This is a genomic window from Streptomyces scopuliridis RB72, from assembly GCF_000718095.1.
Lineage (GTDB): Bacteria > Actinomycetota > Actinomycetes > Streptomycetales > Streptomycetaceae > Streptomyces > Streptomyces scopuliridis.
The window spans coordinates 87,832-112,826 of the sequence record NZ_JOEI01000015.1; the positions used below are offsets into that span (position 1 = coordinate 87,832).

The 24,995-nt window shown below is 70.9% G+C and carries 16 protein-coding genes and 2 pseudogenes; 12 read left to right on the plus strand and 6 right to left on the minus strand.

The window, feature by feature from the left end; all coding sequences use genetic code 11:
* Nucleotides 1-58: 58 nt before the first annotated feature.
* On the plus strand, nucleotides 59-1,450 hold the full coding sequence (locus IF11_RS0120405; RefSeq protein WP_030353100.1) for a COG1470 family protein: 1,392 nt from the start codon (nucleotides 59-61) through the stop codon (nucleotides 1,448-1,450).
* Between the two features lie 37 nt (nucleotides 1,451-1,487).
* Here IF11_RS0120405 and IF11_RS0120410 read toward each other — a convergent pair whose 3' ends face one another.
* Complete coding sequence (locus tag IF11_RS0120410) at nucleotides 1,488-2,339, minus strand: eCIS core domain-containing protein (protein WP_030353101.1); 852 nt, start codon at nucleotides 2,337-2,339, stop codon at nucleotides 1,488-1,490.
* Between the two features lie 1,404 nt (nucleotides 2,340-3,743).
* Between IF11_RS0120410 and IF11_RS0120415 the strand changes: the two genes are divergently transcribed.
* The 7 genes and pseudogenes from IF11_RS0120415 to IF11_RS43235 form a co-directional block, all read left to right on the plus strand.
* Complete coding sequence (locus tag IF11_RS0120415; protein WP_030353102.1) at nucleotides 3,744-4,925, plus strand: NAD(P)/FAD-dependent oxidoreductase; 1,182 nt, start codon at nucleotides 3,744-3,746, stop codon at nucleotides 4,923-4,925.
* Nucleotides 4,922-5,218 carry a (2Fe-2S)-binding protein gene (locus tag IF11_RS0120420; protein WP_051746083.1) on the plus strand — a complete coding sequence of 99 codons (297 nt, stop codon included), beginning with the start codon at nucleotides 4,922-4,924 and terminating at the stop codon, nucleotides 5,216-5,218. The genes IF11_RS0120415 and IF11_RS0120420 overlap by 4 nt, the downstream gene beginning before the upstream one ends.
* Nucleotides 5,199-6,614: pseudogene (locus tag IF11_RS42170) on the plus strand (FAD/NAD(P)-dependent oxidoreductase); the annotation flags it as partial. The gene IF11_RS0120420 and the pseudogene IF11_RS42170, both read left to right, overlap by 20 nt.
* A gap of 186 nt (nucleotides 6,615-6,800) precedes the next feature.
* A complete protein-coding gene (locus tag IF11_RS0120425) occupies nucleotides 6,801-7,757 on the plus strand; it encodes a dihydrodipicolinate synthase family protein (RefSeq protein WP_078490808.1) in 957 nt (318 codons plus the stop codon).
* Between the two features lie 5 nt (nucleotides 7,758-7,762).
* Nucleotides 7,763-8,890 carry a proline racemase family protein gene (locus tag IF11_RS0120430; RefSeq protein ID WP_030353105.1) on the plus strand — a complete coding sequence of 376 codons (1,128 nt, stop codon included), beginning with the start codon at nucleotides 7,763-7,765 and terminating at the stop codon, nucleotides 8,888-8,890.
* 20 nt (nucleotides 8,891-8,910) lie between these two features.
* Nucleotides 8,911-9,618, plus strand: a complete 708-nt coding sequence (locus IF11_RS0120435) for a GntR family transcriptional regulator (protein ID WP_051746084.1) — start codon at nucleotides 8,911-8,913, stop codon at nucleotides 9,616-9,618.
* A gap of 17 nt (nucleotides 9,619-9,635) precedes the next feature.
* Nucleotides 9,636-10,028, plus strand: a pseudogene (locus IF11_RS43235) (cytochrome P450); the annotation flags it as partial.
* Nucleotides 10,029-10,076: 48 nt separating this feature from the next.
* Here IF11_RS43235 and IF11_RS0120440 read toward each other — a convergent pair.
* Both IF11_RS0120440 and IF11_RS0120445 read right to left on the minus strand, forming a co-directional pair.
* Nucleotides 10,077-13,367: an amino acid adenylation domain-containing protein gene (locus tag IF11_RS0120440; protein ID WP_078490802.1), complete on the minus strand. Its 3,291-nt coding sequence runs from the start codon at nucleotides 13,365-13,367 to the stop codon at nucleotides 10,077-10,079.
* Nucleotides 13,368-13,400: 33 nt separating this feature from the next.
* Nucleotides 13,401-13,859 (minus strand): pyridoxamine 5'-phosphate oxidase family protein, encoded by a 459-nt coding sequence (locus IF11_RS0120445; RefSeq protein WP_037728175.1) that lies wholly within the window; start codon nucleotides 13,857-13,859, stop codon nucleotides 13,401-13,403.
* A 357-nt stretch (nucleotides 13,860-14,216) separates the two neighbouring features.
* Between IF11_RS0120445 and IF11_RS0120450 the strand changes: the two genes are divergently transcribed.
* The gene (locus IF11_RS0120450) at nucleotides 14,217-14,849 is read left to right on the plus strand and encodes an LOG family protein (protein ID WP_051746085.1); all 633 of its coding nucleotides are present in this window, start codon (nucleotides 14,217-14,219) and stop codon (nucleotides 14,847-14,849) included.
* A gap of 64 nt (nucleotides 14,850-14,913) precedes the next feature.
* On the opposite strand, the gene IF11_RS42960 is transcribed toward IF11_RS0120450, so the two are convergent.
* Nucleotides 14,914-16,788 (minus strand): family 43 glycosylhydrolase, encoded by a 1,875-nt coding sequence (locus IF11_RS42960; protein ID WP_030353110.1) that lies wholly within the window; start codon nucleotides 16,786-16,788, stop codon nucleotides 14,914-14,916.
* 295 nt (nucleotides 16,789-17,083) lie between these two features.
* On the opposite strand from IF11_RS42960, the gene IF11_RS37860 reads away from it, so the two are divergent.
* Nucleotides 17,084-19,330 (plus strand): nSTAND1 domain-containing NTPase, encoded by a 2,247-nt coding sequence (locus IF11_RS37860; protein WP_078490803.1) that lies wholly within the window; start codon nucleotides 17,084-17,086, stop codon nucleotides 19,328-19,330.
* 26 nt (nucleotides 19,331-19,356) lie between these two features.
* Here IF11_RS37860 and IF11_RS0120465 read toward each other — a convergent pair whose 3' ends face one another.
* Nucleotides 19,357-19,536 (minus strand): hypothetical protein, encoded by a 180-nt coding sequence (locus IF11_RS0120465; protein WP_030353112.1) that lies wholly within the window; start codon nucleotides 19,534-19,536, stop codon nucleotides 19,357-19,359.
* 123 nt (nucleotides 19,537-19,659) lie between these two features.
* Complete coding sequence (locus tag IF11_RS0120470) at nucleotides 19,660-20,532, minus strand: undecaprenyl-diphosphate phosphatase (RefSeq protein WP_030353113.1); 873 nt, start codon at nucleotides 20,530-20,532, stop codon at nucleotides 19,660-19,662.
* A 321-nt stretch (nucleotides 20,533-20,853) separates the two neighbouring features.
* On the opposite strand from IF11_RS0120470, the gene mutA reads away from it, so the two are divergent.
* Together mutA and scpA are read left to right on the plus strand one after the other, a co-directional pair.
* Nucleotides 20,854-22,731 carry a methylmalonyl-CoA mutase small subunit gene (mutA, locus tag IF11_RS0120475; RefSeq protein WP_030353114.1) on the plus strand — a complete coding sequence of 626 codons (1,878 nt, stop codon included), beginning with the start codon at nucleotides 20,854-20,856 and terminating at the stop codon, nucleotides 22,729-22,731.
* Nucleotides 22,731-24,992, plus strand: coding sequence for a methylmalonyl-CoA mutase (gene scpA / locus IF11_RS0120480; RefSeq protein WP_037728148.1), 2,262 nt, complete (start codon nucleotides 22,731-22,733; stop codon nucleotides 24,990-24,992). Before mutA ends, scpA begins: the two co-directional genes overlap by 1 nt.
* The last annotated feature ends 3 nt before the right edge of the window (nucleotides 24,993-24,995 follow it).

A 24,995-nucleotide genomic window follows, 5' to 3' on the forward strand; every position in this document is an offset into this window, starting at 1 on the left:
CGAAAGTGTTCCTGTCCGACCGCTGTTCACGGTAATGCGCGGTCCTACGGTGCGACGTATGAGTCTTACGGCCAGCCTCGACGCATCGTCCGTCACCGCCGAGCCGGGCGCGCAGACGGATCTACCCCTACAGATCCTCAACTCCGGCAGTACGGTCGAGGAATACCGCTTCGAGGTGGTCGGAGCCTGCGCCGCGTGGTCGACCGTGGAACCGCGGACCCTGTCCCTCTATCCGGGGGCCTCCGGCACCGTCGTGCTGCGGCTGACACCGCCGCGCGACTCCTCGGTGCCCGCGGGCGAGACACCGTTCGGTATCCGTGTGGTGCCGACGAGCGAGCTGAGCGAGACCGTGGTGCCCGAGGGGCGGGTGACCGTGGCGCCGTTCACCGAGGTGACCTCGGAACTGGTGCCCCGCAGCTCCAACGGCGCGCGCCGCGGCAGCCACCAACTCGCCGTGGACAACAGGGGAAACGCGCCGGCGACCGTGCGCCTCAGCGGCCGGACCGGCACCGAGCGCGCCCGCGTCGACTTCGCCACCGCCGAACTGCGGATACCGCCCGGGCACGCGGACTTCGCGAAACTGCGGGTACGGCCGGCCAAGCGGCTGTGGCGCGGTACGCCGGTGACGCATACGTTCCAGGTCTTCGCGGCGCTCGTGGCGGCGGAGGGGGGCCAGGAGCCGTACGCACCGGGGGTATCCGAACCAGCGGTACTCGAACCGGTGGTACTCGACGGATCGTACGAGCAGCAGGCGATCCTGCCGGGCTGGCTGCCCCGCGCGCTCATCCTCGCGGCGGTCGTGGCGATCGCGCTGGTCGGGCTCTGGTACGCGCTGCTGCGCCCCGCGGTGAAGTCGGCGGCCCGGGAGGCGATCACCCCGGAGGCGGTGGCGTCCGCAGCGGAGAAGACCGCGTCTCCGAGCAGTGGGACGGCTGACGGCGGAGCCACGGCCGGAACCGGGGGCGGGAACGCCGGTGCGACGGCGGGTGCCGAGGGCGGGGCGAACAGCGGGGCCGGGCAGAACGGAACGGGCTCCGGGGCGAGTTCGGGGTCAGGAACGGGCGCGGGCAGCGCGCAGGGCGCGGGCGCGCCGACAAGCGCGCGCGTCGAGGTCAGGGACGCGGTGGGTGGCGGCTCGGCCAGCGGATCCGCGTACCGGGTGCCGGCCGGCAGCACCTTCGAACTCACCGACATCGTGGTCCAGAACCCGCAGGGCGACGCCGGAACACTCGTCGTGTCCAGCCAGAACGATCCCGTACTGCGCCTGGCACTGGAGAACTTCCGTGACTCCGACTACCACTTCGTCACCCCCATTCTGGTACCGGCGGGCGGCGAGATCACGATGACCGTCGACTGCCGGCAGGTGGGCAGGCCGGTGCAGGCGCCGAGGCCGTCGCGCTGCGCGGAGTCGCTGTTTCTGGGAGGGACGCTGCGGTCGAACTCGGAGTGAGTGAGTGGGGCAGTGAGGGTCGGGTACCGCGCGGTGGTCAGGTGGGCGGGGCCTCTTCCTCTTCCTCGGAACCCTCCTCGGCCCGCTGGACGAAGGATCCCTGTACGTTCGCCGGCTCCTCGTCCTCGTCTTCGGTCGCCTGGCGCTGTACGGCGGCCGCGGTAATGGGCGGGGGCGCCGGGGCAGGTTCGGATGACGGCGACGGGCTCGGCTCGGAGAGCACGCGGTCGGCGTTCGCGACGGCCTCCTGCTCGAAGCGGTCGGACGGATCGCTCACACGGATGCCACCGGGCGCCTCGGACCCCTCCACCGGACCGTTGCGCTGCTGGACGACATGCGTCAGCTCGTGCGCCAGTGTGGTCCGGCCGCCGGGTGAGGACGGATCGTAACTGTCCCGCTGGAAGACGACATGGTTGCCGACGGTGTACGCGTGGGCGCCGACGCCCTTCGCGGATTCATGAGCCGCGGAGTCGGTGTGCACGCGTACGTCGGAGAAGTCCGCGCCCATACGGCTCTCCATGTCGGTACGGGTATCGGTGTCCAGAGGCGAACCGCCCCCGGAGGAGATCACATCGTGCACGGGGGAGCGGTCCTGCGAGGGGCTGGGCGCGGTCTCGTGCCCTGGGCCTGGAGCGGGCTCCTTCTCGGGTGCCGCGTCCCTGCTGAGCATCGTTCCGACGGCGCTGTTTCCCACGGAGCGCTGGAGACTGCTCAGCCCGGCGGCCCCGACCACATCGGGCCGCCCGGTGGCGGCTGCCTTGAAGAGATACGAGGTCTGCGCGGACTCCCGCGCGTCGGCGGCCCCGTCCTGCGCGGTGGACCGGAAGGTCTCGTCATGCTCGTGCCCGTGTTCGTGCTCCGACTCGTGCCCCTGGTCGTGTGCGCGCATCTCCGTCTCCCCTGACTGTGCCGCTCACCCTGCCTGGACCTCCACCCTCCACTCTCGGGCCGAGCGCGGCGGACGGTCCAGCCCGGACTTCGTGGGCGGGGGGCATTGGGTTCTGCCTCATGGGGCAATGCGGGGGTGGGCGCGGGTTCGTGCCGAGGGGTAGTCGGGGTCACCCGGAATCCGTCATGGCGGGTGGGGGCCGCCCCTGAGGCTTCAGTTTTGCGGCTCCAGGCCGGGTGTCAAGGGCGCTCCTTCGTCGCGTCGGCTGCGCCGATTCCGCTTCGCTCCACCCTGGACTCCCGTCCCTCCACCGCAAGTGCAGCTTCGTGGAGGGGCGGCCCCGGAGGGAGGGGTCCCCGGGGAAGCTCCCTTGTTCCTGGGGTCCGTTCCCGGCCTAAGGGCCGGTGGGTGGGGGCGCACCAGTGCAATGGGGCGGCCCGGCCCCGCCTCAGCGTCTGCGGACACTCCTTGAGTGGGGATTCATGCCCCGCTGGTGGGGGTGCGTGGGTGGTGGGGTGGGTGTGACTGATGAGGCGGCAAGTGGGCCGTTGAGAGGCTGTGATGTGCCATGGGGCCCGGTTACCTGGCACCAGGACGCATTACCCGCCGGAGGAGCCCCAGAATGCCTTGCCGAAGTGGGACATACGGGTCAGATGGCAGGCGCACCCGACAACGAACCGCCATCAGCGGGGCATGAAGCCCAACCACCCACCCCCATAAGCCCGCTGAGCCGGTGCCGGGCCGCCCCACTCCACAACCGCGCCCCAGCCACCGACCTGCGGTCGGCAATGAACCGTCCCCATCTACGGATCCCCTCCGGGGACCCCTCCCTCCGGGGCCGCCCCTCCACGAAGCTGCACTTGCGGTGGAGGGTTGGGAGTCAAGGGTGACCGGAGGTCATCGGCTTGCCGACGCGACGAAGGAGCGCCCTTGACGCCCGGCCCGGAGCCGCGAAACTGAAACCTGAGGGGCGGCCCCCACCCGCCATCAAACGCACCGGGTCACCCCGACTACCCCTCGGCATGAACCCGTACCCGACAACGAACCGCCAACAGCGGGGCATGAAGCCCAACTACCCACCCCCATAAGCCCGCTGAGCCGGTGCCGGGCCGCCCCACTCCACTCCCGCGCCCCACCCACCGGCCCGTAGCCCACCCACCGGCCCGTAGCCCGCGAACGGGCCCCAGGAACAAGGGAGCTTCCCCGGGGACCCCTCTCTCCGGTCACCGACCTGACCGGCGTGCGCCTGAGTCTTCGGATGATCGACTGGGCCATCCGGCATTTCACCCTGCCGAGGCCGATCAGTGGCTGGACCTGGCCGAACAAAGAGTCCACTGGCAAGCCCGCCGACAGGCCCGCTGACGGACCATGGTGCGCCACATTGCAATGTGACATGCTACTGACATGGGCAGCTCGGAGAGATCTCCAGATGTGGTTGTCATCGGGGCGGGCATGGTCGGTGCCGCCTGTGCTTACTACTGTTCGGCCGCGGGTCTCCGCGTCACCGTGATCGAGCGGGGCGCGATCGCCGCGGGAACCACCTCCGCCTGCGAGGGCAACATCCTGCTCTCCGACAAAGAGCCGGGACCCGAACTCGATCTGGCGCTGCTCTCCTCACGGCTCTGGAGCGAGGTCGCCCAGGACGTGGGCGCCGAGCGGTTGGAGTATCAGCGCAAGGGCGGCGTCGTGGTTGCCACCTCGCGGGCCACGGCCGACGGTCTCCGGAAGCTCACCGCCGTTCAGCGCGCGGCCGGGATCGACGCGATCGACGTGTCCTCCGGTGAAGTCGCCGACCTGGAGCCGCACATCACGCCCGACGTGGTCTCGGGCGCGTACTACCCGCAGGACTGCCAGGTCCAGCCCATGCTGGCGGCGGCCCGGCTGCTCCAGCGCGCCCGTGGTCGCGGCGCCACCGTACTGCCGGGGACGGAGGTCGTCGGATTCGTACGCGACGGCCATGGCACCGTCACCGGCGTCCGTACGGACTCGTCCACGGCGCCCGTGATCCATGCCGGCCGGGTCGTCAACGCCACCGGTACCTGGAGCGGACAGACCGCCCGGCTCGCGGGCGCGCCGGTCCCCGTGCTGCCGCGCAAAGGGTTCATCCTCGTCACGGAGCCACTGCCCCGGGTCATCCGGCACAAGGTGTACACCGCCGAGTACGTCGCCAATGTCGCCAGCAGCGACGCCGGGCTGGAGACCTCGGTCGTGGTCGAGGGCACCCGGGCCGGGACCGTACTGATCGGCGCCAGCCGCCAGCGCGTCGGCTTCGACCGCTCGATGTCGCTGCCGGTCCTGCGTACGCTCGCCGCGCAGGCCATCGCCGTCTTCCCGTTCCTCGCCGAAGTCCGGCTGCTCCGCAGCTACTTGGGCTTCCGCCCCTACTGCCCGGACCATCTGCCGGTCATCGGCGCCGACCCACGGGCCCCCGGGCTTCTCCATGCCGGAGGACACGAGGGCGCCGGGATCGGGCTGTCCACCGCCACCGGACATCTGATCGCGCAGGTCATCGCCGGTACGGAACCCGACCTGGATCTCACACCGTTCCGCCCGGACCGGTTCGGGGAGGAGTTGGTGGCGGCGTGAACGCCGAGGACGAGGCTCAACTCCCTTTCCGGTTCAGGTTCGACGACCGGACGATCGACGCTTCGCCGGGCCAGACCATCGGCGCCGCGCTCATCGCCGCCGGGCACCGCTCCTGGCGCCGTACCCGCCTCGGTGGCGCTCCGCGCGGTGTGTTCTGTGGCATCGGGGTGTGCTTCGACTGCCTGGTCACCGTCAACGGGCAGCCGAATCAACGGGCTTGTCTGGTCGACGCCGCGCCAGGTGACCGGGTCCGTACCCAGGAGGGAGCGGGCCATGACGATCTCGCGTGCTGATCCCGCCGCCACACAGCACGCCCGCTACGATCTCGCCGTCCTCGGCGCCGGCCCGGCCGGTCTCGCCGCCGCCGTCACGGCCGCCTCCGCCGGGGCCCGCGTCGCGCTGATCGACGCGGCCCCGCGTCCCGGCGGCCAGTACTGGCGCCACCGCCAGGGTGACAACGGGGCGTCGCACCACGGCTGGCCGGTATTCCAACGGCTCCTGCGCGGGCTCACCCACCATGCCGACCGGATCGAATACCTGCCGGGGCTCTCCGTCTGGCACATCGAGCGGACCGCCGAGGAGCCCCCGTACGGGTTCCGCACGCACACCGTTGCCACCGACGCCGTCCACGCCAGCCACACCATTGCCACCCACACCGCCCGCGACAGCACCGAGCGAGTCATCGACAGCCGTACAGTCGTGATCGCCACCGGCGCCTACGACCGCCAACTGCCCTTCCCCGGCTGGACGTTGCCCGGCGTCTTCACGGCGGGCGGCGCGCAGGCGCTGCTGAAAGGGCAGGGCGTACGCGCCGGCCGGCGGATCGCGGTCGCCGGTACCGGCCCGTTCCTTCTCGCCGTCGCCGCCGGTCTCGCCGAGGCGGGCGCGGACGTCGTCGGGGTCTTCGAGGCCGGGCTGCCCACCGCCTTCGTACGGCATCCGCTCGCCGTGGCCCGTAACCCCGGCAAACTCGCCGAGGGCGCGGGGTTCCTCCGTACGCTGCTGCGCCACCGCGTGCCCTACCGGACCCGTACGACCGTGGTCGCCGCCCACGCCGCCCACGCCGCCCACGCCGCCCACGCCGCCCATGCCGCCCACGGTGCCCACGGCGAAGGCGAGGTCTCCGGGGTCACCGTGGCCGCGCTCGACGCGCGGTGGCGGACCGTACCGGGCAGCGAGCGCCGCCTGGACTGCGACACCCTCGCCGTCGGCTACGGCTTCACGCCCCAGATCGAGATCCCGCTCCAACTCGGCTGCGACACGCGCCGAGACATCGACGGAAGCCTGGTCGCCACCGCCGACTGCCGGCAGCTCAGCACGGTCCCCGGGGTCTATCTCGCCGGGGAGGTCTGCGGGGTCGGCGGCGCGGAGCTGTCCGTGACCGAGGGCCGGCTCGCCGGACTCCACGCGGCGTACGCCACGGTCGGCGCCACCCCGGACCCGGCGGCGGTGCGCCGTCTCTCGCACCGGCGCGCGGCGCTGCGCTCCTTCGCCACCGCCCTGCACGAGGCGTATCCGGTGCGGCCGGGGTGGACCGGACGGATCGACGACGACACGGTGGTGTGCCGGTGCGAGGAGGTCACGGCGGGCGCGATCACCGAGGTCATCGAGGAGTTGGGCGCCACCGATTCCCGTGCGGTGAAGTTGTTCGCGCGCCCCGGCATGGGGCTGTGCCAGGGGCGGGTCTGCGGGTACGCCACCAGTTGTCTGGTCGCCGCGCGCACCGGACGCGCTCCGACCGAGGACGATCTGCGCTCCATGGCGAGCAGGCCCATCGCGCAGCCGGTGCCGCTCGGTGCCCTGGCCGCGGCCGCGAAACCCGCCGCTCAGCCTCAGCAAAGCCGGCCGAATCAACAGAGTCTCCGTGGAGGTCGTATGAACGCGTCAGCGCCCGGGCAACCACAACCACAACCACAACGACAGCAACAACCTCACCGCAAGCCCTGGCACGGCGTGCTGGTCGCCACCGCGCTGCCGCTGCGCGACGGCTCCACCGGCCGGCTGGAGGTGGACTTCGACGGCTACTCCGACCACGTCAGCTGGCTCGCCGAGAACGGATGCGACGGTGTCACCCCGAACGGCTCGCTCGGCGAATACCAGACCCTCTCGCCGGAAGAACGCGCCCGTGTGGTGACCACGGCGGTCGAGACCGCCCCCGAGGGCTTCACGGTCATGCCCGGTGTGGCCGCCTACGGCGCCGACGAAGCCCGCCGCTGGGCCGAGCAGGCCGCCGAGGCGGGCGCCGCGGCCGTGATGCTGCTCCCGCCGAACTCCTACCGGGCCGACCCGCGCGCGGTGGTCGCGCACTACCGCGAGGTCGCCCGGGCCGGCCTGCCGGTCGTCGCGTACAACAACCCCTTCGACACCAAGGTCGATCTGGTGCCCGAACTGCTCGCGGAACTCCACGCCGAGGGACTGATCGTCGCCGTGAAGGAGTTCTCCGGCGATGTCCGCCGTAGCTACCGGATCGCCGAACTCGCCCCCGGTCTCGATGTGTTGTGCGGCGCCGACGATGTCGCGCTGGAGCTGGCCGTCGCGGGCGCTCCCGGCTGGGTCGCCGGTTATCCAAACGCGTTCCCCCGTGCCTCGGTCGCGCTGTGGCGCGCCGCCTCGGCCGGTGATCTGGAGACCGCGCTGCCGCTTTACCGGGCGCTGCACCCGCTGCTGCGCTGGGACTCCAGGACGGAGTTCGTGCAGGCGATCAAGGCGAGCATGGATCTGGCGGGCCGCTACGGCGGTCCCTGCCGCCAGCCGCGCGTTCCGCTCACCCCCGAGCACGAGGAGATCGTGCGCCGGGCCACCGAGAAGGCGCTCGCGGAAGGGCTCGGGTAAACCGTATGCGCAGCAGCAGGGTCTTCCACGCGGTCGATTCCCACACCGAGGGCATGCCCACCCGGGTCATCACCGGCGGCGTCGGTGTGGTGCCCGGCGCCACCATGTCCGACCGGCGCCGCTACTTCATCGAACACCTCGACCACATCCGTAAGTTCCTGATGAACGAGCCCCGCGGCCACGCGGCGATGAGCGGGGCCATCCTGCAGCCGCCCACCCGCCCCGACGCCGACTACGGCGTGCTCTACATCGAGACCTCCGGCTGTCTGCCGATGTGCGGCCACGGCACCATCGGTGTCGCCACCGTCCTCGTGGAGACCGGCATGGTCGAGGTCACCGAACCGGTCACCACCATCCGCCTCGACACCCCCGCCGGGCTGGTCGTCGCCCAGGTCCGGGTGACGGACGGAGCGGCGACGTCGGTCGTCCTGCGCAACGTACCGTCGTTCGCGCTCGGTCTCGACCGTACGGTACGGGTCGAGCCCTGGGGCGACATCCCGTACGACCTCGCCTTCGGCGGCAACTTCTACGCCATCGTCCAACTGGACAAGCTGGGCATCCCGTTCGCGCGGACGGAGAAGCAGCGCATCCTCGACGCGGGCCTCGCCATCATGGCCGCGGTCAACGACCAGGACCGTCCCGTCCACCCCCTCGACCCCGAGATCAACGGCTGCCATCACGTGTATCTCGCCGCCCCCGGGTCGGACGCCAGGCACTCCCGGCACGCCATGGTCATCCACCCGGGCATGTTCGACCGCTCGCCCTGTGGCACCGGCACCAGCGCCCGTATGGCCCAGCTGCACGCCCGCGGCGAACTCGCGCTCGACACCGACTTCGACAACGAGTCGTTCATCGGTACGCACTTCACGGGCCGTCTCATCGAAGAGGGCGTCCTCGGCGGACACGACGTTCCCGGCGGACAAGACGTTTCCGCCGCACCGGACGTTCCTGCCGCACCGGACGTTCCCGCCGCACCGGACGTTCCCGCCGCACTGGACGTGCCCGGCGGCCAGGAAGCGCCTCGCGGCCTGACCACCGTGATCCCCACCATCGAGGGCCGCGCCTGGATCACCGGCACCGCCCAGTACCACTACGACCCGGACGACCCGTTCCCCGAAGGCTTCGAGTTATGACCGTACGAAGGAGAAGTCCCATGCCCGAGGGCGACCACATCACACCGGTACTGCCCTCGTTCAGCCGCCGGCGCAATCTCCGTGAGGAGATCATCGAAACGCTGCGCGGTGCGGTGATCTCCGGTCAACTGCGCCCCGGCGTCGTCTACTCGGCGCCCAGCCTGGCCGAACAGTTCGGTGTCTCCTCCACCCCTGTACGGGAGGCGATGCTCGATCTCGCACGCGAGGGGCTGGTCGACATCGTCCGTAACAAGGGCTTCCGGGTCACCGAACTGTCCGACGCCGACCTCGATGACATCACGCACCTGCGCGCCCTCATCGAAATCCCCACCGTGCGGCGGATCGCCGAGGCGGGCGTCGATCCCGCCGTCATCGAGCGACTGCGCCCGCTGGCCACGGCCATCGAGGACGCCGCCCGCCGTCAGGACCTCATCGCCCATGTCACGATCGACATGGAGTTCCATCTCACGCTGCTGGGGCTGACCGGCAACACCTATCTGGTCGAGACCGTCCGTTCCCTCCGCTCCCGGTCACGGATCTACGGCCTCAAGATCCTGGCCGAGCACGACGAGCTCATCCCCTCCTCGCACGAGCACTCCGAACTCCTCGACCTGATCAAGGAGGGGGACGCGGATGGCGCGGAGCAGCTGATGAGGCGTCATATCGGCCATGTCCGTGGCATCTGGGCGGAGGAGTCCGCCGCGGAGGACGAGGAGAGCCACCCCTGAGCCGCTTCGACGACTGGATGACGGGCATCGGCACGGACGGGCTCCTCGGCCGTCTCGCCCTGCTGAACCGCTCCTCCGACCGCCCGCTGAGCCATCAGGAGCTGGTGGAGATCGCGCTGTTCCTGTTCGTGTCCGGCCTCGGAAACCCGGCCGGGTTCCTGGCCCTCTGCGGTCTGGTGCTGGCACGCGACCCGGAGCTGGCCGCCCGGCTGAGGCGGGAGCCGCGGGCACTGCCCGGCGCGCTGGAGGAGCTGTACCGCTGGTCCGTCATGCTGGGCGATTCGATTACGCGTATCGCACGGGAGGACGCCGAGGTCGGCGGAGTCCCGGTCCCCGCCGGTGAGCTGGTGCTGATCTCCATCGACGCGGCCAATCGCGACCCGGCCGTTTTCGACTCGCCTGATCGGCTGGACATCGACCGTCGGCCGCCGGTGCCGCATCTCCGGTTCGGACAGGACCTAGGACACCGTCGCCGCCGCGCCGACCGGCGCGACCGCGGGCCGCGTCATATAGCCCGAGGTGAAGAAGTACTCCAGATAGCGGTCGAGCATCACCGAGTCCACCGGCGGGCAGTCCAGCCCGCTCCCAGCCAGAGCCGCTTCGGTGTTACGGCGGCTCAGCCGGGGGAAGACGCCGTCCAGATACATCTCCTTGACCGAGATGTCGCCCTGGTTCGCCCGGTCCACGCAGAGGGACACGAAGGGCGCGGTCGGGCTGGTGGGATGGCGCGAGACATGACGTACCAGCTCGCCCACCCACTCCCCGTACGGCAGCATGCGCATCTCGCACCCCGCCGCGCGCATCCGGTCCAGTACGTCACGCAGCACGGCCGGGCGCGGATTGGTGAGGTGGTACACCCGGTCCGTGGCGCGGTGCCGGGTGGCGATATATACGACGGACTCCGCGACATGATCGACCGGTACGAAGTCCATCGGCAGCGCGATGTCGGGAGCGAGCCCTGTCTCCGCGATGGTCTTGAACAGCGAGCAGATCGCGGTCTCCGTGTTGCAGGCGCCGTGCAGCCGGTCCCCGGTGACCTCGTACGGACGGTAGACGGCGACCGGAAGTCCCTGCTCCGCCGCGTTGCGCAGCAGGCCCTCGGCGACCCACTTGCTCTCGGCGTACCCCATCGTGAGCCGGTCCGCGTGGTCCAGCCGTACGTCCTCGTCGACCTCGCGCGCACCGGCGGTGCCGAAGCCGGCGAGGACCGCCACCGTGGACAGGAAGTGCACCGGCACCCGGCGGGGGGCCGCCAGTCCGATGATCTCGCGGGTGCCTTCGACATTGGCGGCCCGCAGGGCGCTGTAGGGATAGAGGAAGTTGACCTGGGCGCCGTTGTGCACGATCAGATCCAGACACGCGGCCAGACCGTCGGCGTGTTCCGGGGACAGACCGAGTCCGGGAGCGGCGAGGTCCGCGGGGAAGCAGACCAGCCGCTGCCGCGCCGCGTCGTCCGCGCGCAGGCCGTAGCGGGTGAGCGCGGCCAGGACGCGTCGCTCCGCGTGCGCCGCGCCCGAGGCCCGTACCGGGCAGTGGATACGGGCCGTGGTGTCCCGCAGCAGCCGGTCCAGGAGGAACGCCCCGACGAAACCGCTGGCGCCGGTGAGCAGGACGTCCGAGGGGTCGCCGGGCTGGGGGAGTGGCGTCCGGGCGGGCGGCAGCGAGAAGCCGAGTGCGGTCTCGCGTACGAAGTCGACCTCCGCCTCCGGGGCCCCCGGCGCGGTGCCCGCCTGCCGCAGGCCGGCCGGCCGGCGGAGATGGGCGCCGACGGCGGCCGCGAAACCCTCCAGCGTCGGATCGGAGAGCAGCGCCCGGATCAGGCCGCTGCCGAGCGCCGCGTCGAGATTCAGCAACGCGAGCGTACGGGCGACGACTTCGGCCGCCAGCAGGGAATCGCCCCCGATGAGAAAGAAGTTGTCCGTGGGCGCGGGACGTACGCGCAGCACCAGCTGCCACACCTCGGCCAGCGCCTCCAGCGGACCGTCCGCCTCCGCGCCGGGGCCGGACCGGGTCTCCCGGCCCGGCCCGGAGCCGTACCGGGCGTCTTCCCTCGTCTCCCCGCGCGGCGCGCTCACCTCGTCGTGCCGCGACTCGGCCAGCAGGCGTTTGCGGTCGACCTTGCCGCCGCTGGTCACCGGGAACCGGTCCCGTGCGATGAGCGTCGGCACCGCCTGGGCCGGCAGCCACCGCACGCAGTGCCTCCGCAGCGCGTCCACCGGAAGGGTGCCGCCGGGCCGCGCGGGGGTGAGATAGGCGGCCAGGACACCGTCGCGGAGTTCCACGACGGCCTCGCCGACCTCGGCGTGACTGCGCAACCGCGCCTCGACCTCGTCCAGTTCGATGCGCTGGCCGCGCACTTTGACCTGACGGTCCAGCCGCCCCCGGTACTCCAGCGGACCGTCGGGGCCCCGTACGACACGGTCACCGGTCCGGTACAGCCGGCCACCCGGGTCGACGGGCAGGCTGACGAACCGTTCCGCCGTCAGCTCCGCGTCCCCGATGTACTCCAGCGCCAGGCCGTCCCCGCCCACGTACAGCTCGCCCTCCTCGTCCGGCGCGGCGGGCGTGCCGTCCGGGCGCAATACGTGGCAGGTGGAGGTGGCGAAGGGGCGGCCGATGGGAACGCGGGTCTCGTCGCCGGTGAGCTTCGGCAGGACGTACGCGGTGGACACCACGCTGTTCTCGGTGGGCCCGTAGAAGTTGACGAGGGTCGTGCCGGGGCAGGCGGTCTGTACGGCGCGGGCGAGGCCGGGGTCCATCGCCTCCCCGCCGGCGGACGCGAACCGCAGTCCGCTCAGGGCGCCGGGCCGGGTCCTGGCCAGATGGTGGAAGACGCTGGTGGTGAGGTAGGCGACGGTCACGCCGTGCGTACGGAACCGCTCCTCCAGGACGGCGGGCGCGAGCAGTTCCTCCCGGTCCACCAGTACGAGGCAGGCGCCGCCGAGCAGTCCGCTCCAGATCTCGATCGTGGAGGCGTCGGAGGAGAGGCCGTAGCCATGCAGCACTCCGTCGCCGGGGCCCGGCGGGGGTAGTTGGGGATCCGACAGGACCAGCTGGGCCACACCGCGGTGTGCGATCGCGACGGGCTTCGGCCTGCCCGTGGAGCCGGAGGTGAACATCACATAGGCGCGGTCGGTCGCCGCCGCGACCGGCGGCGGGGCGCCATTCGCGGCGTCCGGAGGAGCGGCGTCGGTGACCCGGTCGAGCTCGACACGCGTGTGCAGGCCGCGGATACGGCGGGTGCTGCCGGGCAGGACGACGGCGACATGGACGCCCGCGTCCTCGGCCATCGCCCGCAGCCGGGCCGGCGGATGGTCCTCGTCGAGGGGTACGTAGGCGCAGCCGGCTTTGAGGATGCCCAGGAACGCGACCAGCGCCTCCAGCGAGCGGCTGCCGCACACCCCCACCGCCGAGCCCGGTTCGACACCGGCGGCGAGCAGCCGGGCCGCGAGGCGGTCGGAGCCGGCGCTGAGCTGCCCGTATGTCATGACGCGGTCCCGGTGGCGGGCCGCGAGCGCGAGCGGGGCGGCCGCGGCGCGCGCTTCGAAGAGCTCCGGGAGGCCGCTGTTCCGTGGATAGCCGGGGTCCAGCAGGGCGGAGTCCGGCGGGTCGCCGGGGTCCGGAGGATGGCCGGGACTCGGAGGGTGCCCGAAGCCCGCGGTGAGCGGCGTGACGGCCGGTCCGAGGCGGCCGGTCGTGGGGTCGGGATGGCTGTCGATACCGTCCGTGCGGGGGTCGGTGTCGGTCATGCGGTTCTGCCTTCCGTCGCTGTCGGGGGCGGGTCAGCGAGGGCCGTCGGCACCGGCGAACTCGGCGGCGAAGGCGGCGAAGTCGGCGCTCCGCCAGCGCTCCGGACGCATCCGGAAAGTGATGTCGTCGATGAGCTGGTCCCGCGTCCCCGCGAGGTAGTCCCGCGCCTCGGCGGCCCCCAGATAGCGATGGGCCATGGCCTCGCGCTCCGCCGCGTCCATCGGATCCGCGACGGACGTCACCGGACCTTCGACGCTGACGTAGCGGTAGGGGGCGGTCTCGTCCTGCACGCACAGGCTGAACCGGCCGGCCTCTTTCAGCAGACGCGCCTTGAGCGACGCCCTGCCGGTCTGCACGACGACCTCCTTGCCCGGCTCGTACCGGTACCAGACCGGGACGAGCAGCGGTGCTCTGACTCCACGGGGGTCGGTGACTCCCAGGACACCCACATGGGTGTCGGCCAGGAATCGTTCGCGTTCGTCACCTTGCATGGCGGGCACCATCGACAGCCTCCATATCTTGGTCCTGACCGGTAGGCCGTCATGGGCCCCGGCAGTAAGGGGAGAGCCGCGGAGTCGGGCTCATCGCGGCCGGGCAAGTCCGGCCGCCACGCCGCGGGCGGGCCGTACCGCTCCCGCCGTACTCCACAGCAAACGTCTCGCCCCAGCGGTATGCCCCTGCCTGCGCCACATGACCCGGTAAGTAATCCCTTTGGGGGTTTAGTGCTATTAATCGGCCCATGTGGAGAGGGGCGGTGAGCGGGGGCATCAAAGGCCCTCTTCGCTTAACGTAGCCGTTCGGATACGTTATGTGCCGATCGGGGTCGGGCCAGAGAGACGGAGACGGATATGACCATGCCAGCGTCGCGGGTGGAGCGAGTCGGTGTGTTCTGCGGCGCCCGGCCGGGCGCCCGCCCCCAGCATCTGAGGCTCGCCACCGAGTTCGGCGAGGCGCTGGCACAGCGCGGGACGGGACTGGTCTACGGCGCGGGAGGCGTCGGCATCATGGGCGCCGTCGCCGATGCGGTGCTGGATGCCGGGGCGCCGGTAACCGGCGTGATCCCCCGCCAGTTGTACGAACGTGAGCAGCCCGACGAGTCACGCACCGAAGTGATCGTCGTGGAGACGATGCATGAGCGCAAGGCGCTGATGTACCGCCTCGCGGTCGGCTTCGCGGTGCTCCCGGGCGGCCTCGGCACGCTCGACGAGCTGCTCGAAGTGGCGACCTGGAATCAACTGGGCATTCACCACAAGCCACTTGTCCTGGTCAACCAGGGCGGCTTCTTCGATCCGCTGCTGACGCTCCTGGACAATATGGTCTCCGACGGCTTCATCAGTCAGGAGGAACGCTTCGTCATCCAGGTCGCGTCCGGGGTGGAGGAGGCGCTCGACTGCCTGGTCAGCCCGGAGCCCCGGCCCGAGCGGACGTCGATCCCGCCGGTCGCCTCCCGGACGCCGGTGGCCCCCACCGCCGCGACCTGACCGGACCGGCAGGCAGGCGGGCGGGCGGGGTGGGGGCGTCGCTCACCCGGGAAGGCGGCTCGGCTCAGACGCGCTCCCTCAGCACGGTGAAGTGGCGTGCGAAGCCTGACAGTCCGGGCAGTTCCCGGATCGGGGTCCAGGTTCGCAGCCCGTCGAGGCTGTCGCTGTAGTAGTACTTCCCCTCCGCGTATCCGTCGAAGTAGATCCGCCAGCCGCCGTTGTCCAGCTGCACGAGCGCCGGCCCCTCGCGCCAACTGCCCCAGCCCGCCCAGTCGCCCGTACCGGTGAAGGTGTAGGGCCCCGCGAGGCTGTCGGCGACCGCGTGCTCCAGGTACTTGGTCGTCTCCTGCTTGGTGATCGCGTGGTACACGCCGCCGTGCCGGACGATGAACGTGTCGATGTAGTTGGCCCTGTCGAGCCCCGCCACCGGTCGCGGGGTGGTCCAGCGGGTGAGGGACGCGTCGGTCGCGGTGAGCAGATGCGGCCGGAAGGTGAAGGTGTTCGTCGTGTCGAGCGAGACGACGACATGGACGCTGCCGTCCGTGTCCACGAACCATTCCGGAGCCCAGGTGCGGGCCAGTCCGCTCACCGGAAGGGTGTGCTGGGCGACGAACTGCCAGGTCGTACGGTCCCTGCTGCGGGCGAACCCGATCGTGTTGCCCGTCCAGTCGGTGGTGTGGACGAGGTAGTAGTAACCGTCGGTGTGTCTGATCAGGCTGGGGTCGCGGATCAGCCCCGTGGGCGGTGTGTAGGCGGGCCCCTTCAGCAGCCGGTACGTCAGCGCGTCCGCTGATTCGTACACATACATATTGGACTCGCTGGAATTGGTGAACGCCGTCATCGTGTACCGCGTCGTCGCGGCGGGCACGCGGGCCGGTGCGTCGGCGACGGGGATGCCGAAGTCGGGGGTGCCGTCCGGCTTCCAGCCCAGCTCCTGGATACGGGTGTGGCGGTTGGGGTCGTTCAGCGGGTCGCCGGTGATCTCTTTGTACTGCCGGGCGTGGTAGACGAGGACGTCGGTACGCCCGTCCTCGGCGACGGTGAAGGAGTTGTGGCCCGGACCGTACTGGCGAGTGGTGTCGCTGCTGGTGAAGACGGGTACGGGGGACTTCGTCCAGGAGGCGGCGTCGAGCAGGTCGCCGCCGGCGTCGGCGGTGAGCAGACCGACGCAGTAGTGGTGGTCGGTGGCGCTCGCCGAGTACGACATGAAGACACGCCCGCCGCGCTCGATCACGGCCGGCCCCTCGTTGACCTTGAAGCCCACACACTCCCAGTCGAACTCGGGCGTGCTCAGGCGTACTTGGTGCCCTGTCAAGGTCCAGGGGTTCGCCATCCGGGAGAGGAAGAGACCGGTGTTGCCGTCCGTGTCCGGTTCGTGCTGCGCCCACGCCAGATAGCGGGTGCCCCGGGCGGTGAAGGTGGTGGCGTCGAGCGAGAAGGTGTCCCAGGCGGTCGCGATCCGTCCCTTCTCGGTCCAGGTGCCCTGGAACGGATCCGGGTGCTCGTTCTCCAGCACCCAGACGCGTATCTTCCACACATCGTCGCTGCGGCCCGCGGCGAAGTAGATGTACCACTTCCCGTCGATGTGGTGGAGTTCGGGCGCCCAGATGTGCGCGCCCATGTCACCGCTCGTGTGCTTCCTCCAGACCACCGACTCCTCGGCGGTCGAGAGGCCGCGCAGGGTGCGGGAGCGGCGCAGGATGATGCGGTCGTACTCGGGAGCCGTCGCCGTGAAGTAGTAACGGCCGTCGGTGTGCCGGTGGATGTACGGATCGGCGCGCTGTTCGACGAGCGGGTTGCGGTACGTGGATCCAGGCGGCGCGGCGTGGCCGGTACCGGGCAGCGCGGCGTGGGCGATACCCGGCGCCGCGGCCAGGGCACCGGCGGCCAGAGCGCCCTTCAACACCACTCTGCGGCTCGGGATTTCACTGCGGCTCATGCGGTCTCCCTCTCGGGGGGCGGAGGTTCACGGAGGTTGATGTTCGGTATATCGAACGCCATCTGTGATTCCGAACGCCGAAACCGTAAGGGCGCGCCAAAGAGAGGTCAACGGGGTGGGTCGGACAAAGAAGTCGGACAGAGAGCCGGACGAAGAACAGCGAGGCGCTACGTGCGGGTCGCGCTGCGGCCGCAGCTTCAACTGTGCTCCGGGCTAGGCGAGTTGTGCGAGGCGATCGCGCCGGGGATGCTGGCGTGTCGGGTGGCACGTGACACGGTGGGCAGAGGGGAAGTCCATGGCCGCGTTACGGGGGAGCGATGTCCTTGAGGCGTCGCAGGTGCGGATCCTCTCGGCCGACGGTGAGGTGATCGGCGCCGGGTTCCTCGTCGCCGCCGATGTTGTGTGCACCTGCGCCCATGTCGTCACCGGGGCGCTCGGGGTGCCGGATACCGAGGAGTCAGCGCCCGGCACCCCCGTGGACCTCGACTTTCCGCTGCTGAGTGGCCGCCCCCGGGCGCGGGCGACCGTGGTGTCCTGGCGGGGTGGTGGGGCGGACGTCGCGCTGCTGCGGCTCGACGCGGCGGTCGAGGGCGCCCGGCCGGTACCGCTCGTCGACGGGACCGGCGTATGGGGGCACACGTTCCGGGCACTCGGCTATCCGGACGGCGCCGACGACGGCGTATGGGCCTCGGGCACGCTGCGTGCCGGACAGGGCGCGGGCTGGGTGCAGATGGAGGCCCAGGAGCCGGGGCCGCGCATCGAGGAGGGGTTCAGCGGGGCGCCGGTCTGGGACGACGCGCAGGACGGCGTCGTCGGGATGACGGTCGCCGCGCACCTGGGCGAGCGCACCGCGTATCTGCTGCCCTCGGCCGAGCTGGTCGACGAACGGACGCTACGGCCGCGCTGCCCGTTCCAGGGCCTCGCGCCGTTCACGGAGGCCGACGCGGAGTTCTTCCACGGCCGCGAGGGCGATACCGCCCGGGTGCACACGGCCGTACGCAGGCGGCCGGTGACGCTGGTGGCGGGGCCCTCGGGGTGCGGCAAGTCGTCCCTCGTACGGGCAGGCGTGCTGCCCCGGCTACGGGCCGAGGGCATGAGCGTGTCCGAGCTGCGGCCCGTGCCCGGGGTACGGGCGGCCGCCGTACTCGCCCGCGCGCTGACCGGAATCCTGGAGCCGGAGCTCGGTGAGGTCGAACGGCTCGCCAGGGCCGAGGAGTTGGCAGGTCTCCTGGAGACCGGCGGCGATGTGCCCGCCGAGCTGCGCGGCGGGGTTCTCGCCCGGGGAGCGAGCGCCGGACACGTCATCTTCGTCGACCAGTTCGAGGAGTACGCGGGCGCCGAACCGGCCGCCGCACGCGGTCTGTTCGGGCTGCTCGCCGCGCTGGCGGGCGGCGGGCTCACCGTTCTCGTGCCCGTCGGCACGACGCTGATGGCGGTGCGCGCCGAATCGGTGGGCGGCGAGCGGTTCCGGGCCGACTCGGGAAAGTACAGCGTGTCGCCGAACGGGCGCTTCGTCGCCCTGGTCACCGACCGGCGCCTTGAGGTCCTCGACGCCTCCCGCACCCGCCACCAGTCGGTGTCACTGCCGCCACCTGCCGAAACGGTGGACTGGATACCCACGTGGACGGCTGACTCGAAGCGGATCGTGGTGTGGGGCGAGAGCGGCAACCTCTACCGGTCGTACTCCGTGCAGGACCTGCGCGACAGCGTGCCGCTCGACGACGTCGTGCCGAAGGCGAAGGAACTGGACAGTGTCACTGAGCTGCGGGGTGGTGAAGTGGACAGTGTCGCCGCGCTGCAGGGCAGCGAGATCGTTCTGCTGACCGTGGACGGCAGGCTCGCCCGCGTTGATGCGGCCGACGCGGCCGTACGCACCCGGCGCTTCCTCGTCCACCCCGCACCGAACTGGGCCGGCACCGGCCTCACCGGCGAGATCTTCGTGAGGAGCCAGCTCATCGCCCGTCCCGGGCACCCCGGACAGGTCGCCGCAGTCACCAGGACGGGAACCCAGCGCGGTGAGATCCTGCTGTGGGACGTATGGTCCCAACGGCGCGTCACAACGCTGCCGGGACCGGCCATCAGTGTGCCGTTCGCCACCGACTCCTTCACCAGCGCGCTCGCCTTCGACGCGGACGGCTCACATCTCGCCGTGCAGAACGTGGACGGTCAGGTGATGGTCTGGGACGTCGACCGCAGGAAGCAGCTTGCTCGCAGCGCGCCCCGCGCGAGTAACGACGCTTTGGTCGGTATCGGTTCCGGCGACAGCGTCGTCACGTACCTCTCTGACAAGAAGCAGGTCCAGTTCTACGACCTGACGGGCGACGGAGCCTCCGGCACTCTGCCGGTCGCGGGCGGCAACTGGATTGCGGGCTTCGTGCACGGTCATCGCCTGACCATCGACACCGGCCGCCTGCGCCAGACCTTCGACCTGAACCCCGACACCCAGTTCCGCACCCTGTGCGCCGCCGCGGATCGCGACTACACCGAAGCCGAACGGAAGTTGCTGCCGGAGGGAACCCCGTCGCAGCCGCCCTGTTCCTGAGGGCAGGGCGTTCAAAGAGGCCTGTTCTAGGCGGCCTCGTCCACCCTGTCGTGGAGAGCCGCGGCCCACTCCAGCAGCAGGACCTCGTACGCCTCCGCCGGCCACGTCCCGTCGGACGTCTCGGCCGCGTCGACGAGCGCGCGGATGCGCTCGTTGGCCGCGACGGCGTCGGATGCCGGGGATGCGGAAGCGGAGGAAGAGGACATGTGACAAGCCTAGGGGGAGGCGGCCCCGTCCCGGTGCCGATCAGGGAGCGTCCTTGCTCACACTTCGCTCACACGCTCCCCGCACGTCCACCCCGCCGCACGGCCACCCCCTGCGGGCCCCGGTCAGCCGGCCGACTCGCCCGCGTGCGGGCTCAGCGTGTCCGTGCCGACCAGGACGAACAGCGCGATACCGAGCAGGATCCGGTAGATCACGAACGGCATGAAGCTCTTCGTGGTGATGAACTTCATGAACCAGGCGATAACGGCATATCCAACGACAAAAGCGATGACAGTCGCGAAGAGGGTCGGTCCCCACGCGACATGCCCCTGACCCGCGTCCTTCAGCTCGAACGCGCCCGAGGCGAGCACCGCCGGGATCGCGAGCAGGAACGAGTACCGCGCCGCCGCCTCACGGGAGTATCCCATCAGCAGACCACCGCTGATCGTGGCGCCCGAGCGCGAGACGCCGGGCACCAGGGCCATCGCCTGGCAGAAGCCGTAGATCAGACCGTCCTTGACGCTCAGATCCTTCAGCGACTTGCGCTCCTTGATCGCGCGGTGCTTGCCGCCGGTCTCGTCGCGGGCCGCCAGCCGGTCGGCGACACCGAGCACGATGCCCATCACGATCAGGGTGACGGCGATCAGCCGCAGATCACGGAACGGGCCGTTGATCTGGTCCTTGAGCGTCACGCCGAGGACACCGATCGGGATCGAGCCGACGATGACCAGCCAGCCCATCTGGGCGTCGTGGTCACTACGCATCGACTTGTCCACCAGCGAGCGGCACCACGCGGAAACGATTCGGGCGATGTCCTTGCGGAAGTAGATGAGGACCGCCGCCTCGGTACCGATCTGGGTGATCGCGGTGAACGCCGCACCCGGGTCGTGCCAGCCGGCGAAGGCCGCCGTCAGCCGCAGATGCGCGCTGGAGGAGATGGGGAGGAACTCGGTCAGCCCCTGGACGAGCCCGAGGATGAAAGATTCGAACCAAGACATGAGGTACTACGCCATCCAAGAGATGATCAAGCACTGGCCCGCGGAACAGCGGCGCAGTGACGGACTGAGGGCTGACGGTCGAAGCGCGGGTTCGATCATATGGATGGGTGAGTGGTCCTACTCATACCGGCTCTTCACTGAGGTGGTGGTGGGCAGCGTAGCGTCTGTGGGTTACGGGACGGGGGTGGCCCCTGTTGCCGCGGGTTCGAGCCCTGGCACATTCCGCGTCATGAATGACCTACACCCGTGGCATTTCGACGAGGGCAACGTCACAGCGATGCGCTCTGCTGCCCGTTGGCCGGGCTGCCCTAACATCTGGGCATGACGGTCCTGCCTGACGACGGGCTTTCCCTGGCCGGCGAGTTCCCCGATGCGACCCGCGAGCAGTGGCAGAGCCTGGTGGCAGGCGTTCTGCGTAAGTCGGGTCGGGATCTCTCGGGGCCGGCCGCCGAGGATGCGCTCTCCACCACGCTTCAGGACGGGCTCACCGCCCGTCCGCTGTACACCGCCGCCGACGCGCCCGGAGACTCCGGTTATCCCGGCTTCGCGCCGTTCACGCGAGGCGGCCGTCCCGAGGGGGGCGTGGTCTCCGGCTGGGACGTACGGCAGCGCCACTCGCTCCCCGATCCCGTACGCGCCAACGAGGCCGTGCTCTCCGACCTGGAGAACGGGGTCACCTCCCTCTGGCTGTCGGTGGGTTCCGCCGGAATCCCGGTGTCCGGGCTGGCCACGGCGCTCGACGGGGTCTATCTCGACCTCGCGCCGGTCGCCCTCGACGCCGGCGCCGAATTCCCGTCCGCCGCACGGGCGTTGCTCAAGCTGTACGAGGAGCGCGGGGTGGCCCGCGACGCGGCGCGCGGCACGCTCGGCGCGGACCCCGTCGGTGAACTCGCCCGTACCGGACGGGAAGTGACGGGTCTGACGGACGAGGCCGCCGAACTCGCCGCGCTCTGCGACCGGGAGTACCCCGGCCTGCGCGCGATCACCGTCGACGCGCTGCCGTACCACGAGGGCGGCGCCTCCGACGCGCAGGAACTGGGCTGTTCCCTCGCCACCGGGGTCGGCTGGCTGCGTGATCTCACCGCGGCCGGACTCTCCGTCGAAGCCGCCTGCGACCAGATCGAGTTCCGGTACGCGGCGACCGCCGACCAGTTTCTGACGATCGCCAAACTCCGGGCCGCGCGCAGGCTCTGGGCCCGGGTGACGGAGGTCTGCGGCGCCGGCCCCGGCGCCGGGGCGCAGCGCCAGCACGCCGTGACCTCGTCGGTGATGATGACCCGGCGCGACCCCTGGGTGAACATGCTGCGCACCACGGTCGCCTCGATGGCGGCCGGGGTCGGCGGCGCGGACGCCGTGACCGTACTGCCCTTCGACCACGCCCTCGGGCTGCCCGACGCCTTCGCCCGCCGGATCGCCCGTAACACCTCCACGATCCTGCTGGAGGAATCCCACCTGGGCCGGGTCATCGACCCCGCGGGCGGCTCCTGGTACGTGGAGCGGCTCACCGACGATCTCGCGCACGCCGCCTGGGCGTGGTTCCAGGAGATCGAACGCGCCGGCGGCCAGCGCGCCGCGCTCCACGACGGACTGATCGCCGAGCGGCTCGCGGCCACGTGGCAGGAGCGCTCGGGCCGGCTGGCCAGGCGGCGTGAACCCATCACCGGCGTCAGTGAGTTCCCGCAGCTCGCGCAGCCCCCGGTGGAACGCGACCCGGCGCCCAAGCCGCCCGGCGGCGGACTGCCGGTGGTACGCCGCGACGAGGCGTACGAGACGCTCCGCGCCCGCTCCGACGCGTATCTCGCCGCCACCGGCGCCCGGCCCCGTGTCTTCCTGGCCGCCCTCGGACCGGCCGCCGCGCACACCGCGCGCGCCACCTTCGCCACCAGCCTCTTCCAGGCCGGCGGGATCGAACCCGTCCACGACCCGGTGACGGTCGACGCGGAGAGCGTCGCCGACGCCTTCACCCGCAGCGGGGCCGCCGTCGCCTGTATCTGCTCCAGCGACGCGCTCTACGCGGAGAGCGCCGCGCCCGTCGCGGAGGCGCTCAAGACGGCCGGCGCGCTCCAGGTGTTCCTCGCCGGCCGCCCCGGCGAACAGCGTGAGACCTATGTACGGGCCGGAGTCGACGAGTTCGTCGTCGCGGGCGGCGACGCGATCGCCGTCCTCACCTCCGTCCTCGACCGGATGGGAGTGGCGTGATGGGGATCCCGGACTTCTCCGAGATCGGGCTCGGCCCCGGCGACAGCGCAGGGACCACCGAGGACCAGTGGCGTACGGCCGTCAAGGAACACAGCGGCAGGACCGACCACGAACTGTTCTGGGACACGCCCGAGGGCATCGCCGTCAAGCCGCTCTACACCGCGCGGGATCTGGCGGGGCTCGACTTCCTCGGCACCTACCCCGGCATCGCGCCGTATCTGCGCGGCCCGTACCCGACGATGTACGTCAACCAGCCCTGGACCATCCGGCAGTACGCCGGGTTCTCCACCGCCGAGGAGTCCAACGCGTTCTACCGGCGCAATCTCGCCGCCGGGCAGAAGGGCCTGTCGGTCGCCTTCGATCTGCCGACCCACCGCGGCTACGACAGCGACCATCCCCGGGTGACCGGCGACGTCGGCATGGCGGGCGTGGCCATCGACTCGATCTATGACATGCGCCAGTTGTTCGACGGCATCCCGCTCGACAGGATGAGCGTGTCGATGACGATGAACGGCGCGGTCCTGCCCGTACTCGCGCTCTACATCGTGGCCGCCGAGGAACAGGGCGTACCGCCCGAGAAGCTGGCCGGGACCATCCAGAACGACATCCTCAAAGAGTTCATGGTCCGCAACACCTATATCTACCCGCCGAAACCCTCGATGCGGATCATCTCCGACATCTTCGCGTACACCTCGCAGAAGATGCCGCGCTACAACTCCATCTCCATCTCCGGCTACCACATCCAGGAAGCGGGCGCGACGGCCGATCTGGAGCTGGCGTACACCCTCGCCGACGGCGTGGAGTATCTGCGCGCCGGGCTGGGCGCCGGGCTCGACGTGGACGCGTTCGCGCCCCGGCTCTCCTTCTTCTGGGCCATCGGCATGAACTTCTTCATGGAGATCGCCAAACTCCGCGCGGCCCGGCTCCTCTGGGCCAGGCTGGTCAAGAAGTTCGACCCGCAGAACGCCAAGTCGCTGTCCCTGCGCACCCATTCGCAGACCTCCGGCTGGTCGCTCACCGCACAGGACGTCTTCAACAACGTCACCCGCACCTGCGTCGAGGCGATGGCCGCCACGCAGGGCCACACCCAGTCGCTGCACACCAACGCGCTGGACGAGGCCCTCGCCCTGCCCACCGACTTCTCGGCACGTATCGCCCGCAACACCCAGCTGCTGCTCCAGCAGGAGTCCGGGACCTGCCGGGTGACCGACCCGTGGGGCGGCAGCGCGTATGTCGAGAAGCTGACCTACGACCTCGCCCGGCGCGCGTGGCAGCACATCGAGGAGGTCGAGGCGGCCGGCGGAATGGCGCAGGCCATCGACGCCGGAATCCCCAAACTGCGGGTCGAGGAGGCCGCCGCCCGTACCCAGGCGCGCATCGACTCGGGACGCCAGCCCGTCATCGGCGTCAACAAGTACCGGGTGGAGACCGACGAGAAGATCGACGTGCTCAAGGTCGACAACTCCTCGGTACGCACCCAGCAGATCGAGAAGCTGCGGCGGCTGCGCGCCGAACGCGACGAGGCCGTCTGCCAGGACGCGCTGCGCGCGCTCACCGCCGCCGCCGAGGCCGGCGCGCGCCCCGGACTGGAGGGCAATCTGCTCGGCCTCGCGGTGAACGCGGCCCGCGCCAAGGCCACCGTCGGTGAGATCTCCGACGCCCTGGAGAAGGTGTACGGGCGCCACTCCGGCCAGATCCGTACCATCGCCGGTGTGTACCGGAACGAGGCAGGCACCTCCCCGGCCGTCGAGCGCACCCGCGCCGCCGTCGAGGACTTCGAACGGGCCGAAGGGCGCAGGCCGCGCATCCTGGTGGCCAAGATGGGCCAGGACGGCCATGACCGCGGCCAGAAGGTGATCGCCACGGCCTTCGCCGATCTGGGCTTCGACGTGGATGTCGGCCCGCTGTTCCAGACGCCCGCCGAGGTGGCGCGGCAGGCTGTCGAGGCCGACGCGCACATCGTCGGCGTCTCCTCGCTCGCCGCCGGGCACCTCACGCTCGTACCGGCGCTGCGCGAACAGCTCGCCGAGGAGGGCCGGGAGGACATCATGATCGTGGTGGGTGGGGTGATCCCGCCCCAGGACATCGAGGAGCTGCACCGGGCGGGGGCCGCCGCGGTCTTCCCGCCCGGCACGGTCATCCCGGACGCCGCGCGCGATCTGCTGACCGCGCTCGCGGCCTCGCTGGGCCATGACGCTTCCGGGGAGCCGGCTTCCGGAGAGGCCACTTCCGGCGAAGCCGCCCTCGGCGCAGAGCGGTGAGCG